15 protein-coding genes, 1 tRNA gene and 1 riboswitch are annotated in these 13,112 nt (G+C 73.3%); of the genes, 12 read left to right on the plus strand and 4 right to left on the minus strand.

The genetic code is table 11. The features are described from left to right. The 6 genes from RY076_RS15715 (at window position 1) to RY076_RS15740 (ending at window position 3,058) form a co-directional block, all read left to right on the plus strand. Window positions 1-222, plus strand: coding sequence for a hypothetical protein (locus RY076_RS15715; protein ID WP_323099738.1), 222 nt, complete (start codon window positions 1-3; stop codon window positions 220-222). A 2-nt stretch (window positions 223-224) separates the two neighbouring features. After that, window positions 225-848 (plus strand): nicotinate-nucleotide adenylyltransferase, encoded by a 624-nt coding sequence (gene nadD / locus RY076_RS15720; protein WP_323099741.1) that lies wholly within the window; start codon window positions 225-227, stop codon window positions 846-848. Then, window positions 845-1,237 carry a ribosome silencing factor gene (rsfS, locus tag RY076_RS15725; protein WP_323099743.1) on the plus strand — a complete coding sequence of 131 codons (393 nt, stop codon included), beginning with the start codon at window positions 845-847 and terminating at the stop codon, window positions 1,235-1,237. Before nadD ends, rsfS begins: the two co-directional genes overlap by 4 nt. Further along, window positions 1,234-1,887 (plus strand): histidine phosphatase family protein, encoded by a 654-nt coding sequence (locus RY076_RS15730; RefSeq protein ID WP_323099745.1) that lies wholly within the window; start codon window positions 1,234-1,236, stop codon window positions 1,885-1,887. The genes rsfS and RY076_RS15730 overlap by 4 nt, the downstream gene beginning before the upstream one ends. A gap of 127 nt (window positions 1,888-2,014) precedes the next feature. Beyond that, a tRNA-Ala gene (locus tag RY076_RS15735) sits at window positions 2,015-2,087 on the plus strand. 194 nt (window positions 2,088-2,281) lie between these two features. Continuing rightward, window positions 2,282-3,058 (plus strand): maleylpyruvate isomerase family mycothiol-dependent enzyme, encoded by a 777-nt coding sequence (locus RY076_RS15740; protein ID WP_323099747.1) that lies wholly within the window; start codon window positions 2,282-2,284, stop codon window positions 3,056-3,058. 24 nt (window positions 3,059-3,082) lie between these two features. On the opposite strand, the gene RY076_RS15745 is transcribed toward RY076_RS15740, so the two are convergent. Both RY076_RS15745 and RY076_RS15750 read right to left on the minus strand, forming a co-directional pair. Next, window positions 3,083-5,065, minus strand: a complete 1,983-nt coding sequence (locus RY076_RS15745) for a caspase family protein (RefSeq protein ID WP_323099749.1) — start codon at window positions 5,063-5,065, stop codon at window positions 3,083-3,085. 2 nt (window positions 5,066-5,067) lie between these two features. Beyond that, window positions 5,068-7,446, minus strand: a complete 2,379-nt coding sequence (locus tag RY076_RS15750) for a CHAT domain-containing protein (RefSeq protein WP_323099752.1) — start codon at window positions 7,444-7,446, stop codon at window positions 5,068-5,070. A 138-nt stretch (window positions 7,447-7,584) separates the two neighbouring features. Further along, a riboswitch (guanidine-III (ykkC-III) riboswitch) is annotated at window positions 7,585-7,649 on the plus strand. 10 nt (window positions 7,650-7,659) lie between these two features. Between RY076_RS15750 and RY076_RS15755 the strand changes: the two genes are divergently transcribed. From RY076_RS15755 to RY076_RS15775, 5 genes are all read left to right on the plus strand, one after another. After that, entirely contained in the window at window positions 7,660-7,974 is a 315-nt protein-coding gene (locus tag RY076_RS15755; protein ID WP_323099755.1) for a DMT family transporter, read from the plus strand. Further along, on the plus strand, window positions 7,974-8,330 hold the full coding sequence (locus RY076_RS15760; RefSeq protein WP_323099758.1) for a DMT family transporter: 357 nt from the start codon (window positions 7,974-7,976) through the stop codon (window positions 8,328-8,330). Before RY076_RS15755 ends, RY076_RS15760 begins: the two co-directional genes overlap by 1 nt. A 54-nt stretch (window positions 8,331-8,384) precedes the next feature. Further along, window positions 8,385-9,656 (plus strand): neutral zinc metallopeptidase, encoded by a 1,272-nt coding sequence (locus RY076_RS15765; protein WP_323099759.1) that lies wholly within the window; start codon window positions 8,385-8,387, stop codon window positions 9,654-9,656. A gap of 85 nt (window positions 9,657-9,741) precedes the next feature. After that, window positions 9,742-10,353 carry a hypothetical protein gene (locus tag RY076_RS15770; RefSeq protein ID WP_323099761.1) on the plus strand — a complete coding sequence of 204 codons (612 nt, stop codon included), beginning with the start codon at window positions 9,742-9,744 and terminating at the stop codon, window positions 10,351-10,353. A gap of 122 nt (window positions 10,354-10,475) precedes the next feature. Then, window positions 10,476-10,820, plus strand: a complete 345-nt coding sequence (locus tag RY076_RS15775) for a 2TM domain-containing protein (protein ID WP_323099842.1) — start codon at window positions 10,476-10,478, stop codon at window positions 10,818-10,820. Here RY076_RS15775 and RY076_RS15780 read toward each other — a convergent pair. Beyond that, the gene (locus RY076_RS15780; protein ID WP_323099764.1) at window positions 10,759-11,721 is read right to left on the minus strand and encodes a hypothetical protein; all 963 of its coding nucleotides are present in this window, start codon (window positions 11,719-11,721) and stop codon (window positions 10,759-10,761) included. The genes RY076_RS15775 and RY076_RS15780 overlap by 62 nt on opposite strands. A 54-nt stretch (window positions 11,722-11,775) precedes the next feature. Further along, complete coding sequence (locus RY076_RS15785) at window positions 11,776-12,150, minus strand: thioesterase family protein (protein ID WP_323099766.1); 375 nt, start codon at window positions 12,148-12,150, stop codon at window positions 11,776-11,778. 116 nt (window positions 12,151-12,266) lie between these two features. On the opposite strand from RY076_RS15785, the gene RY076_RS15790 reads away from it, so the two are divergent. Next, window positions 12,267-12,914 carry a lysoplasmalogenase gene (locus RY076_RS15790; protein WP_323099768.1) on the plus strand — a complete coding sequence of 216 codons (648 nt, stop codon included), beginning with the start codon at window positions 12,267-12,269 and terminating at the stop codon, window positions 12,912-12,914. Window positions 12,915-13,112 lie beyond the last annotated feature (198 nt).

Raw genomic sequence — 13,112 nt, forward strand, 5'->3', positions numbered from 1 at the left:
ATGTCTGATCGTGTCCTCGCCCTGGCCGCCGAGACCCAGGAGGCCACCCGCGAGCTTCCCATGCCGGTGATCGCCTACTTCCTCATCGCCTTCTCGGTGTTCCTCGTCCTCCTCGGGATCACGTGGAGCTTCCGCAACACCGCCTACAAGGTGGCCCAGAACCGCCGCCGGCAGCACGGCGCCCCGGGTGCCGGCGTCGACCCGAACGGACCGCACCACTGAGCATGCGCCTCGGCGTCATGGGTGGGACGTTCGACCCGATCCACCACGGCCACCTCGTCGCCGCGAGCGAGGTCCAGTCGCTGTTCGGCCTCGACGAGGTCGTCTTCGTCCCCACCGGGCAGCCCTGGCAGAAGGCCGCCCAGGACGTCTCGCCCGCCGAGGACCGCTACCTCATGACCGTCATCGCGACGGCCAGCAACCCCCGCTTCACCGTGAGCCGCGTCGACATCGACCGCCCCGGACCGACGTACACGATCGACACCCTGCGTGACATCCGGGCCGAGCGCCCGGGCGCCGAGCTGTTCTTCATCACCGGCGCCGACGCGCTCGCCGAGATCCTGTCGTGGAAGGACTCCGAGCTCCTCTTCGACCTCGCCCACTTCATCGGCGTCACGCGCCCCGGGCACGAGCTGTCCGACAAGGGCCTGCCCGAGCACCGCGTGACGCTCCAGGAGGTGCCGGCCATGGCCATCAGCTCCACCGACTGCCGCGCGCGCGTGGCGGGGGGCGAGCCGGTCTGGTACCTCGTCCCGGACGGCGTCGTCCAGTACATCAACAAGTACCGGCTCTACTCGGGACTGCCCGCGCAGCCCGAGCTCGCCGGCGCACCACAAGGAGACCAGTGACCGCAGCAGACCGTTCGCTCCAGCTCGCCAAGGCGGCCGCCGCCGCGGCAGAGGAGAAGATCGCCGAGAAGGTCGTCGCGATCGACGTCAGCGAGCAGATGCCGCTGACCGACGTCTTCGTCATCGCCTCGGCCGCTTCCGAGCGCCAGGTGGGCGCCATCGTCGACGAGGTGGAGGACCGCCTCCGCGAGCTCGGCAGCAAGCCGATCCGTCGCGAGGGCGAGCGTGAGGGCCGCTGGGTCCTCATCGACTTCGGCGACATCATCGTGCACGTCCAGCACGAGGAGGAGCGCGAGTACTACGCCCTCGAGCGCCTCTGGAAGGACTGCCCCGAGATCGACCTCACGCACGTCGACGCGCCGGCCCGGCCCGCGTCGGACGAGGCGTGAGCGCCGACCGTCCTGCGCCACGGCGCATCGTCCTGGTCCGCCACGCCGAGACCGTCGACAACGCGGCCCGCGTCTGGCAGGGGCACAAGGACACCCCCCTGTCGGACCGGGGACGCGCCCAGGTGCAGGCCGCGGCGCCGCACCTGGCGGCGTATGAGCCGGCTCTCGTCATCTCCAGCGACCTCCAGCGGGCCGCGTCGACGGCAGAGGCCATCGCGGAGCTGACCGGTCGGACGGTGCGCCTCGACGAGCGGCTGCGGGAGGTGCACGTCGGGCAGTGGCAGGGCATGCACGCCGACGACGTGCGTGAGCAGTACCCCGATGTCGTCGCGGCCCTCGACCGCGGTGAGGACGCCCCGCGCGGTGTCACGGGGGAGACCCGCGCCGACGTCGCCGTGCGCGCGGGTGCGGCGCTGCGCGAGGTGGCCGACGCGCTAGAGCCCGGCCAGACGGCCGTCGTCGTCGCGCACGGGGTGTCGGCCCGCGTCGCCGCGAGTGACCTCGTGGGCCTGGACCAGGACGTCTCCGACACCGTGTTCCGGGGCCTCGACAACTGCCACTGGATCGAGCTCGTCGAGGTCTCCAAGAGCTTCTCGGCGCTCACCCGGTGGCGCATCAGCGGCTGGAACCTGGGTCCCTGGACCGTCTGAGGGCGGCTCCGCGGAGTGTCCTGCGTGACCCGGTCTGCCCGGATCGGTCGCTCCACCACCGGATTTGGGATCGGGGCGCGGAACCCGCTATGGTTACGCAGTCGCCTCACGGAGACGACACCCGAAAGGGGCTGTGGCGCAGCTGGTAGCGCACCTGCATGGCATGCAGGGGGTCAGGGGTTCGAGTCCCCTCAGCTCCACAAATGAGAGAAAGACCGGACACGCTTTTCGTCCGGTCTTTCTCTCATTTCCGGATGTGTATGGGGGGACTCGGGAGGCGGCGGAGCGCAGCGGAGCCGACGGCTCCCCTCAGCGCCTGTCCTGCAGGTGCGGCCTTGCGGCGCAGAGGCGAAAACCACTGGGCCGGTACGGCCCGGACTGCTAGACATCCCTCGTGCACCCCACCCTCGAACTCCCCGACCTGCTGCGTCTCATCGACGAGCGGGCGACCGCCTTCCGCGCCGTCATCGCGTCCGCGCCCGACCTCGACGCCCCGGTGCCCTCCTGCCCGGGGTGGACGCTCGCCGACCTCGCCCAGCACATCGGCGCGGGGCGCCGGTCGTGGGCCGCCACGGTCGCCCTCGGCGCCGCCGCGACCGGACGCGTCCAGCCCGATCCCGAGGAGGCCACCGCGCCCCGCGAGCGCGCGGCCCTGGACGCCTGGCTCGCGACGTCGACGCAGCAGCTGCTCGACGCGCTCCGCGAGGCGGGTCCGGACCGGCCGTGCTGGACGTGGTGGACCAGGTCGCAGTCGCCGCAGTCGAGCGGGGCGGTCGCCCGGCACCAGCTGCAGGAGGTCGCGGTCCACACGTGGGACGCGCAGGCCGCTGTCGGCGAGCCGGTGCCGCTGCCGCGCGAGGTGGCGCTGGACGGCGTCGAGGAGTTCCTGTCGACGTGCGTCGCGACGACGAGCCCGTGGCCGTACGAGTCGGCGACGGTCGTCTACCGGGCCACCGAGGGCGCGGCGTGGCGCCTGCAGCTGTCGGCCGAGGGAGCCCGGGCCGAGCGCCTCGCCGGGGCCGTGAGAGCCGGGCAGCCGGACGTCACGGGCTCGGCCACGGCGAGCGACCTCGTCCTGCTCATGTACGGGCGCCTGCCCGTCGACGTGCTCGACATCGACGGCGACCGCCGGCCCCTCGACGGGCTCGTCGAGTGGGAGCCCGAGGACTGAGGCCCGCGCGCCGGGCCGCGTCGCTCAGGCGCGCGGCCGCGTCGTGACGACGCGGACGGTGTCGGTGCGCCAGTCGGCCACCGACCAGGCCCGGGCGACCGGGGTGGCCCGGCGCGTCCGGACGCTGCGCAGCACTCCGTCGAGCGACGTCGCGGGGTCGCTCGTGCCGAGCGCGACCGACGCGTCGACACCACGCACGGGTCCCGCGGGGGCGGGCGGCGCCGTGACGTCGAGCTCGTCCTGCTCGAGGGTGCGCGGGTCGAACTCGAGGGTGCTCGTGACGAGCATGAGCACATCGGTCACCGACACCGTCCCGGCTTCCCACAGCGCGTCCGACACCTGGCCCACGAGGTCGACCGCCGTCGACTCGCCGGGACCGAGGGCCACCGATCCTGCCGGGAACGCGTCGGTGAAGATGCCGTAGGTCTCGGTGAGGTCGAGCAGCGCCGCCCAGAGCGGGGCGTCGGTCGTGTTCGTCACCGTCACCGTGAACCGGGGCGCCCCCTGGGCCGTGTAGGTGACGCCGAGCGTGCCGCCGGCGCCCGTGGGGGCGGTGGCCCCGGCGTCGGGGGTGCTCACCTCGAGGCGGACGGCGTCGGCGGGCAGGTGGGTGGCCGGGTTGGTCAGGGTGGACAGGCGCAGCCAGCGTGCGACGTGCTCGAGTGCCGCGACGGTGCGCTCCTCGCCCCCCGCGCCCGCCACGACGGGAACGAGCGGACGCGGCACGCCGGGCCGGGTGATGACGAACCCGCCGGGTGTCGACTCCACGACGAGCCCGGGGGAGTCCGCGCCGGGCTCGCCCGCGTCGACGAGGTCGACGAGCGTGTGGTCGGCCTCCTCGGCGGCGCGCCTCAGGGCGGCGGTTCCCACGTCGTCACCGGTGACGCGAACGGTCAACGGACGCAAGGGGATCGATGTGACAACGGCACGGTAGACGAAGGAGGCGTCGAGCTCCGGGTCGAGCGTGACGAGGCTGCGGTCGGGGAGCACGCGCGTCACCGTCGCCACGGCGAGTGGTGCCCCCGACGTCTCGCCGGTCAGCGGGTAGACCGCGAGCTCGGTCGTGTCGTCGCCGATCGGCTCGGGCACGCCGTGGACCGCCCCGGAGTCGATCGACCACCCGTCCGGCAGGCGACTCAGTGTCAGCGGCCGTGGGGTCGCCGGCAGGGCGCCGCCGAGGAAGGGACGGTCGAGGTCGGAGGCGTCGGTGCTCTCGAGCTGCGGGTGCTGCTCCTCGACGCGTCCGAGCACCTCGGCGGTGACGGCGCGCAGCACGTCGCGGTAGGAGGGGCGGCCGTCCGAGGCGAGCAGCGTCGCCTCGAGGGCCGCTGACATCACCCCACGCTGGCGCCCGAGGACCGTGACCTCGCGGGCCTTCTCCGAGGACCGGCAGGCGGCCAGGAGCACGTGCCGAGCGGCCGGCGTCGCCCACCGAGGGACCCCACGCATCGGGGGCCCAGCGTCCGAGGCCGCGACCACGCCCGGCAGGAACGAGCTCGCCGGGCGCACCCGACGGTCCTCCGGGGCCAGGCGCACCACCTCGTCCACGTCGCGCGTGCCGCCGCCGGAGTGGCAGCAGTCGAGGACGACGAGCAGGTGGCACCCGGACGCGGCGACGTCCGCGGCGAGGGTGGCCACCTCCTTGTCGGCGAGGTCCCACCCGCCGTCCGAGCGGCTGTCGACGCAGACGATCGTCTCGTTCCGGTGGTCCGGCTCGATCGACCACAGCTCCGGGGGTGTGTCCTGCTGCGACCCGTGGCCGCTGAAGTAGAACAGGGCGGTGTCTTCGGGGCCGGCCCGGCCCAGGTGCTCGGTGAAGGCGGCCGTGACGCGCTCGCGGGTCGCCGCGGCGTCGGTCACGACGAGGAGGTCGAGGGCGTCGTCGCCGACACGGCGTCGCAGGACCTCGGCGAAGACCGTGACGTCGTTGACGCAGCCCTGCAGCGCCGGGACCGGCGGCGGGTACGCGTCGACCCCGACGAGCAGGGCGTGCAGGCGGCCGGACACGCTCACCCCGAGTCGCCGAGGGCGAGGGTCTGCCAGGTGCCGGGGTGGTTCTGGTTGGCGCCCGAGCGGCTCGGGTTGCTGCTCAGCATGGTGCGCAGCACCCAGTCGGCGCCCGAGCCGCGCGCGTCGCTGACGTTGACGTTGAACCCGAGGACCTCGCCGCGCGCCGGAGGCACCGACCGCCCGATCTCCGACCACGGCACCCGCGCCTCGAGCTCGTAGCCGGTGTCGGTCGGGCGCGCTACGACCGCGATCTTCGGACGCCGTGACCCGGTGGGGAACACGACCTGCCCCTTCGAGCTGGTGCCGACGACGTTGACCGCGGCCGCGGCCCCGCGGTCGCCGTCGTCGAGGAGCCCGAGCACGACGTGGAAGTCCTTGCCCTTGCGGAGCGGGGCGGACGGGGGCAGGGCGCGCGGGTCGGGCCCGACCTCGAACGACACGGCGTCACCGCGCCACCACTGGCTCGGCTGCCCGGCCACGACGGTGGTGTGTGTCGGGTCGGTGACGACGGCGTGGAGGAACAGGGCGTCCTTGTCCCACAGGGCCTGCCACGTTGCCGACAGCCCGTTGACCGGGACACGTGCGAAGTCCGGCACTGGCGTGTCGATGACGCGGGTCGTCACCGAGCGCCAGTCGTCGAACGAGCCGTCGACGACCGGTGCGACCGGCGCGCAGCCGATCGTGAAGTCGGTGGCGCCGGGGTCGACGGTGCTGGTGCCGCACGCCGCCGCGACGAGCGGGTCGGCCTTCTGCAGCAGCGAGGGCAGCGTACGCCAGGCCACGAGGCCGAGGGCGACGAGGACGCCCAGGACGGCGAGGCGGACCCATCGGCCGATTCCTCTGCCCCGGTTCCCTTGCTGCCGTTGGGGTTCCGGCCGTTGGGGTTCCGGCCGGACGGGCACTGGCTGCTCGGGCGCCTCGGGCTGCACCGGTTCGGGGCGCACGGGCTCGGGCTGCACGGGCTCCGGCTGCTGCTCGTGCTCATGCGGGAACGTCTGCGGGCGCGGGTTGACGCCGACCACCGGCACCGGGTGCCGCAGGGCGTCCGCGCCCGTGGGCCCGGCGTCGGGTCGGACTCGTTCGATGAGCGCGGTGACGTCGGCGTAGTCGGGCCGCTCGGCCGCGATCTGCTCGAGCATCGGCAGCGCCGTCGTCGTGTCGGCGGCGGCGATGGCGCCCTGGGCGGCGGTGTAGAGCGAGGCGAGACGGGCCTCGCGGGCCTGAGGGTCGGCGCCCGACGCGTCCGAGCCGGCCGGCCGTCCTGCGGCAGAGGTGGGCCCGATGAAGGCGAACGGCTGCTCCGACCCCGAGCGGAGCAGCACCGCCGTGCCCCACTCGGCGGCCTCGTCCGACACCGCCATCGCCTTGCGCACCTCGCACATCGCGGCGTCGATGCCGAGGCCGCGGGTGAGGAACCAGTAGAACTCGTGGCTGAAGACGAGGGCGGCCCGGTCGGAGATCTCGGTCTGCATCGCGACGACCGCCGGCAGCCCCTGGCGCACGAGCGCCTGCCCCACCCCGGAGAACGCGTCGCGCCCTGACGTCCGGGCGCCCTCGCACGCGTTGAGGACGGCGAGCTGGAGGCTCCGCGCGTCGTGCAGCAGCGTGCCGAGCCGGGCGCCGCTGACCAGGTGCGCCGTGCCGTCGGGATGCTCGAGGGCGAGCACCCCCTCCTGCGCCTGCTCGTCGAAGCCGCCGTGGCCGATGAAGTGGAAGACGTGGTAGTCGTCGAGCAGGGCCCGCTGGAGGGAGATGAGCGTCGCGTCCTCGACGACGACGACCTCGAGCAGGCCTGCCGCGACGAGGTCCCCGGTCGTGGCCCGCAGCAGCTGCTTCTCGCGGTCGACGGCCAGCGGCTCGAGGTCTGAGGGGCTGCTCACCATGACGAGCACCCGCAGCGGCGGTTCGACGGTGACGACCGGTGGTCGGTCGAGGGCGTCGAGCAGGCGCACCACGGGCGTCTCCTGGGACAGCGCGACGAAACGCTCGAGCCCCTTGTCGTACAGGTACTCCCACGGGACGGGGTCGAGGTCGGGCACGGCTTCGAGGCGGAGCCGCAGCCGCAGGTCACGGCCCTGTGCCGTCGCGGTGGCGAGGCTGGCGCGGAAGGCGCGTCCGACGTCTCCGGCGAGCAGCGCGTCGGCCAGGCGGCGTCCGTACTCGCGCACGTCGACGACACGGGACTCCGCCGGCACGAGCCGGCGGGAGGTGACGCGGGGTGGGCCCACCGCCACCATGAACCGGGCCAGGTCGGCGGCGCCGAACGGCAGCGTGAAGGGTGTGGACGCCTGCCCCGCAGGGGAGTCGAGCACGTGCGCTGCGTATCCCTGGCCCTCGCGGGTCAGGGCGATGTCGAAGTCGAGGTAGTCACCGCTCATGGCTGGTCCCGGGTGGTCGAACCGAACCGACATCTCACGGTAGTGCGGCGGCACCCTCCTGATACATGGTTCTTCCACGGTTCGCTGGGTGTCTCTGTGCCCGACTTGGGCCGGGTGCATCGGTCACCTACCATGAGGGCGAGCGCGCGAGAGCGCGCTGCGGACGAGGGAGCCGTACCCGCACAGCGACAAGACGGCCGGATCGGAACTGCCATGTACTGGCTCGTCCTCGTCGTCTCCGGAGCCCTCGAGGCCGTCTGGGCCACCGCGCTCGCCGCGTCCGACGGCTTCCGGCGCCCCCGCGCCACAACGCTGTTCGCCGTGTCGCTCGTGCTGAGCATGGTCGGTCTCGCGTGGGCCATGACCGGCCTGCCCGCGGGCACCGCCTACGCCGTGTGGGTCGGCATCGGCGCCGTCGGCACGATCGCGTTCGCGGTCGCCCGTGGCACCGAGCGGCTCGGCGCCGCACGCGCGGTGCTGCTCGTCGTGCTCGTCGGCTGCATCGCCGGGCTCAAGGCGGTGGCGTGATGCCGTGGGTCGTGCTGCTGCTCAGCGCCGTCCTCGAGGCCGTCTGGGCCTCGGCGCTCGCCGCGTCCGAGGGGCTCTCGCGCCCGCTCCCGGCCGCCCTGTTCCTCGTCGCCGGCGCGCTGAGCATGGTTGGCCTGGCGCGCGCGGCCCGCTCGATCCCCATCGGGACGGCCTACGCCGTGTGGACCGGGGTCGGCGCGGCCCTCACCGTGACGTGGGCGATGCTCTTCGGCGGCGAGGCCTTCTCGGTGGCCAAGGTCGTGCTGCTGGGCGGGGTCGTGGCGGCCGTCATCGGCCTCAAGGTCGTCGGCACACCGGCGCGTCCGGCGGGGGAGCGACGCGTCCGGAGCCGATGATGGGCTCGACGTCCCCGGCAGCGGGCCGCGGACGCTGACCAAGGAGCCCTCACCTTGACCAAGCCCTCACCCTGGTCGGTCGCGCTCGTCGCGACGCTCTCGCTCTCCCTCGGTGGCGCCGGGCTCGCGGCCGGCGCCGGTGCCGCGTCGGCCGCGCCGACGTCAGCCGCGTCGGCCGCGAGCGCCGCCGTGTCGTCGTCGCCGACGGCGTTCGTCGCGCCGAACGGCCACACCTACGACCTCGCCACCGGTGCCACGGACGACCCGCGTGCCGCGGCACTCCTCGCCCGCGCCAAGGCGTTCCTGCCGGCCGACTGGCAGGCCCGCCGGCAGGCCGCCGTGGCCCGACTGGGCGTCGAGGCCTCGGCGCCGCGCGAGGCGCTCGAGCGCGCCATCGACCCGACGCAGTACCAGTGCGCCCCGACGCGTCTCGACGCCTACGTCGACGGGCTCCTCGCGAACATCGACTACTCCAACCTCTTCTTCCTCGCCACGACCGGCGCCCTCGACCTGCCGACCTACGACGCGATCCTCTTCGGGTCCTCGGGCGACGCGCGGTACGCCCTGCAGCGCGACTACCGCAACGAGCTGACCCGCTCCTTCCGCGCGGCCCAGTCCTTCTGGGACACCGACGGATCCGGCATCCAGCTCATGGCGATGCACGGCGACGTCATGCGCGACGAGGCCCGGATGACCCGCACGCTCGCCTTCCTCTACGGCGCTCCGGAGTCCGCCGTGTCGGGCCTGGCCGCCATGATCCGCCAGGTCGTCGCCGGCGACCCGGGCCTGCAGGACGGCGACAACCCGCTGTTCACCCTCAACGCCTTCGCGTTCAGCGCCGAGGGCGAGACCGACCCGGTCATCGCGGCGATCCCCGACAAGCTCGTCTTCGGCGACGGCATCCTCGCGGCCCTGCAGGCCATCGGCGTCGGCGACGTCGGCCCGAGCGCGGTCCTCGGCCACGAGTACGCCCACCACGTGCAGTACGACAAGGGCCTGTTCGCCTCGCCCCTCACCGGTCCCGAGGCCACCCGCCGCACCGAGCTGATGGCCGACGCGTTCGGCACGTACTTCGTCACGCACAAGCGGGGTCTGGCCCTCAACGCGGCACGCGTGCTGCAGGCCGAGCAGTCCTTCTACCAGGTCGGTGACTGCAGCTTCACCAGCGCGGGCCACCACGGCACGCCGAACCAGCGCCTGCGCGCCTCGACGTGGGGCTTCTCGGTCGCCGACGGCGCCCAGAAGCAGGGTCACGTGCTGCCCTCGCTGAGCCTCGACGCCCAGTTCGAGGCCAAGCTCCCCGAGTTCGTCGCCCCCGACGCCTGACGCGTCCGCCGCGGACACGATCCGGGGCCCCGCCGATTCCGGTCGGCGGGGCCCCGGACGGCTCCCACGGCACTAGGGTCGGCCCATGGGTTCCTGGTGGCTCGAGGCGATCGGCTGGATCGGCTCGGCCGTGCTCGTCTGGTCGCTCCTGCAGACCCAGCTGCGACGGCTCCGGATCATCAACCTCGTCGGCTGCGTCATCCTCATCGGCTACAACACCGCCAACCACGTGTGGCCGATGGTGGGCCTCAACGTCGTGCTCGCCGCGATCAACATCTGGCAGCTGGCGCGGATGGCGCGGGAGCGGCACGACGCCGCCGCGTACGAGGTGCTCGAGGTCGCCGGCGACGACACGTACCTGCGCCACGTGCTGCGCGTGTACGAGGCCGACATCCGACGGTTCAACCCCGACTTCGTCTACGACCCGTTCTCCGGCGACCCCAGCTTCCTCGTCCTCAAGGGCGACGAGACCGTCGGCGTCGTCATCGGCCACGACGCGGGCGACCGCACGGCCCAGCTGCTCCTCGACTGGGTGACGCCGCGGCACCGCGACCTCTCGCCGGGGGAGTTCATCCTCGGCTCGGACGGGCCGCTGCGCCGGCGCGGGTACCGGCGGTTCCTGCCTCCGCCCGGCATGGTCGAGCCGTACTACGCCTCGCTCGGTCTCACGCGCGACGGCGACGCCTACGTGCTGTGACGCATCAGGCCGGGTGAGGCCCGCCACGAGGCGCCTCCGGCGTCGACACGGCGACCTACGGTGGAACTGTGGGAGCCGGTGCGAGGTCCGCCCGGCGGCCCGCGGAGGAAACGGTGAGAACGATGACCGTGCACGGCACCCCGATCGATCCGCGACCCGACGTCGACCCCACGAGGGACCGCGTCGTGCCGGACGACCCGACGCGTGAGGAACCCGACCTGCGCACCAGAGCGCTCCAGCGGTTGCGCAAGAAGGCGGACTTCCGCGTCCACCTGCTCATCTTCTGCCTCGTCAACGGCATGTTCGTCATCATCTGGGCGATGACGTCGAGCGGCTTCTTCTGGCCGATCTTCCCGATCGCCGGATGGGGCGTCGGGCTCGTGGCCAACGCCTACGAGGTGTACGTCAAGGAAGAGCCGACGGAGGCCCAGGTGGACGCCGAGGTGGAGCGGCTGCGTCGCCGCTGACCACGAGGTCCTCGCCTGGAGGGCTGTCCGTGGGTTCGTCCACGCCGTCCTCCACGTCCGGTCCGGTGTTGGCGGGGACCTCCGGGTCGGCCCGGCCCGCCAGGGCGATGCATCCGGCGAGCGTCGCGACGAAGGCGGCGGCCGCCAGCGGGTCGCGCCCGGGGACCACCTGGTCGCCCAGGGCGAGCAGCCCCACGGCGGCGGGGACGACGGTCTCGGTCGCGAACGTCAGGGCCGCCACCGTCGTGACGCGGCCGCGCGCCAGGGCCAGCGCGTAGGCGACGGTCGCCAGGGCGGCGTGCGCGGCGAGGATCCAGGCCAGCCCGTCGGTGAGCAGTCCCCAGACCGGATCCGGGACCTCGAGCAGCCGTGCCGCCACGCCGACCCCGCCGAAGCCGAGGCCGGCGGCGACGCTGAGCAGCACCGCGCCGCGTCGGCGGTCGTGGTCGATGGCGCCCACGACGGCGAGACCCGCCACGAGGGCAGCCGCGGCGAGCAGCCACCACGTCGCGCCCGGCCCGGGCTGGACCGCCGGCCCCGGAGCGGCGGCGACGGCGAGGCCGGTGAGGCCGAGGCACACCGCGACGAGGGCGACCACCTCACCGCCGCCGAGCCGAAGGCCCAGGACGGCCACCGACAGCACGGCCGTCACCGCGACCGACGACGCCACGGCCGACTCCACGAGGAAGAGCGGCAGGGTGCGCAGCGCGGCCACCGAGGCGAGGAAGCCGAGCCCGTCGAGGGCGAGCCCGAGCCCGTAGGGCCACGCGGCCCGGACGCGTCGGGGCAGCGGGGTGCCCGATGGCGTCGCCGCGAGTCGGCGCACGCCGAGGGCCTGGAGCACCGTGGCGGTGCCGTAGGCGAGCGCTGCGAGGAGCGCACCGAGGAGGCCGGGCGTCACGCGTCGATCGTGGCAACCGCAACTGGGAGGCGGCTGCGCGTCAGCCGATGGGCGTCAGAGGATGCGCTGGCACTTGGCCATGAAGCGGTCCGGGTCGACGACCGCCCGGTGCACCTCGCCGAAGGCGATCTCCTCGCCGTCGGCGTCCTTGGCGCTGACGTGGCACACGAGCCGGCGGCCGTCGTTGATCGGCTCGGCGCAGAGGATGGTGATGTCGGTGCCGACGGCGCTGCCCTTGACGTGCTCGATGACGATCTTCGTGCCCACGGTGGTGTGGTCGGCGTCGATGCTCTGCTGGCAGACCTGGAAGGCGGCGTTCTCGCACCACGTGGCGAGACGCGGGGTCGCGAGGACCTCGAGGTCACCGCTGCCGACCGTGGCGGCCGTGTCGTCCGGGGTGACCGTGTGCTGGAACTTGCGCATGGGCATTGGACGAGTCTGACAGAGAACCGTGGGGCCCTCGACACGTGCCCGGTGGGCGGGCGTCCGTGGCGATCCTGCGTGTCGGAGCCCCCTCGCGCGGTGCGGCTGGGAGTCTTGGCAGCGTGACCACCCACCTCTGGGTCCTCTCGGTGGCCCTCGGCGTCACGGCGCTCATCAACTGGGGTGCCGTGCTGCGGGGTGAGTACGTGCTCGAGCGGCTGACCAAGCCCCTCTTCGTGCTGCTCCTCGGGGGGCTCGCGTGGTCGCTGAGCTGGGAGGGCGCGGCCCCCGGCTCACCGACGCTGCTGCCGGTGCTCGTCGCGCTCGGGTTCAGCCTCGTCGGCGACGTCGCCCTGCTCACGGCGACCGAGACGCGGTTCCTCATCGGGGTCGGCGCCTTCTTCGCCGCGCACGTCGCCTACATCTGGGCCGTCCTCGAGACGCCGACGCAGCCGGGCTTTCCGTGGTGGCTCCTCGGTGCCGTCCCGGTGGCCGTGCTGCTCTTCCTGTTCTTCGGCCGCGACATCGTCCGGGGCGCGGGGGAGCAGCGCGGACCGGTCTTCGTCTACCAGCTCGCCCTCATCACCCTGCTGCTCGTGGCCGCGTGGAAGGGCGACTGGCTCGTGATCCTCGGCTGCTTCACCTTCGTCGTCAGCGACACGGTGCTCGGCCACGACCGGTTCGTCCACGAGCGTCGGTGGGCCCCGATCGTCGTCATCGTCACCTACCACGTGGCCCAGACCCTGATCGTCGTCGGCCTCTTCCGCTGACGCACCGCAGCAGCGCAGGCCCCACCCCCCTCATCGAGTGAGCACGAAACCCCGCCCGTCCCACCGGCCCCACTGCGGCGAGCCCCCTTCTCGCGGCGCCCTTTCTCATCGAGTGAGCACCGAGTCCCACCAGCATCACAAGTGACCGTCCGTCCACACCCCTGAACCGACGTCCGTCGCTGTCCACACCCGCAAACC

Source organism: Intrasporangium zincisolvens, assembly GCF_034724055.1.
GTDB classification, from domain to species: domain Bacteria; phylum Actinomycetota; class Actinomycetes; order Actinomycetales; family Dermatophilaceae; genus Monashia; species Monashia zincisolvens.

Bases quoted from the DNA above. Each gene is read 5' to 3' on its own strand.
- RY076_RS15750 (WP_323099752.1), bottom strand. From the start codon at position 7,446: ATGAGCGGTGACTACCTCGACTTCGACATCGCCCTGACCCGCGAGGGC.
- RY076_RS15755 (WP_323099755.1), top strand. From the start codon at position 7,660: ATGTACTGGCTCGTCCTCGTCGTCTCCGGAGCCCTCGAGGCCGTCTGG.
- nadD (WP_323099741.1), top strand. From the start codon at position 225: ATGCGCCTCGGCGTCATGGGTGGGACGTTCGACCCGATCCACCACGGC.
- RY076_RS15760 (WP_323099758.1), top strand. From the start codon at position 7,974: ATGCCGTGGGTCGTGCTGCTGCTCAGCGCCGTCCTCGAGGCCGTCTGG.
- RY076_RS15715 (WP_323099738.1), top strand. From the start codon at position 1: ATGTCTGATCGTGTCCTCGCCCTGGCCGCCGAGACCCAGGAGGCCACC.
- RY076_RS15775 (WP_323099842.1), top strand. From the start codon at position 10,476: ATGACCGTGCACGGCACCCCGATCGATCCGCGACCCGACGTCGACCCC.
- RY076_RS15770 (WP_323099761.1), top strand. From the start codon at position 9,742: ATGGGTTCCTGGTGGCTCGAGGCGATCGGCTGGATCGGCTCGGCCGTG.
- RY076_RS15785 (WP_323099766.1), bottom strand. From the start codon at position 12,150: ATGCCCATGCGCAAGTTCCAGCACACGGTCACCCCGGACGACACGGCC.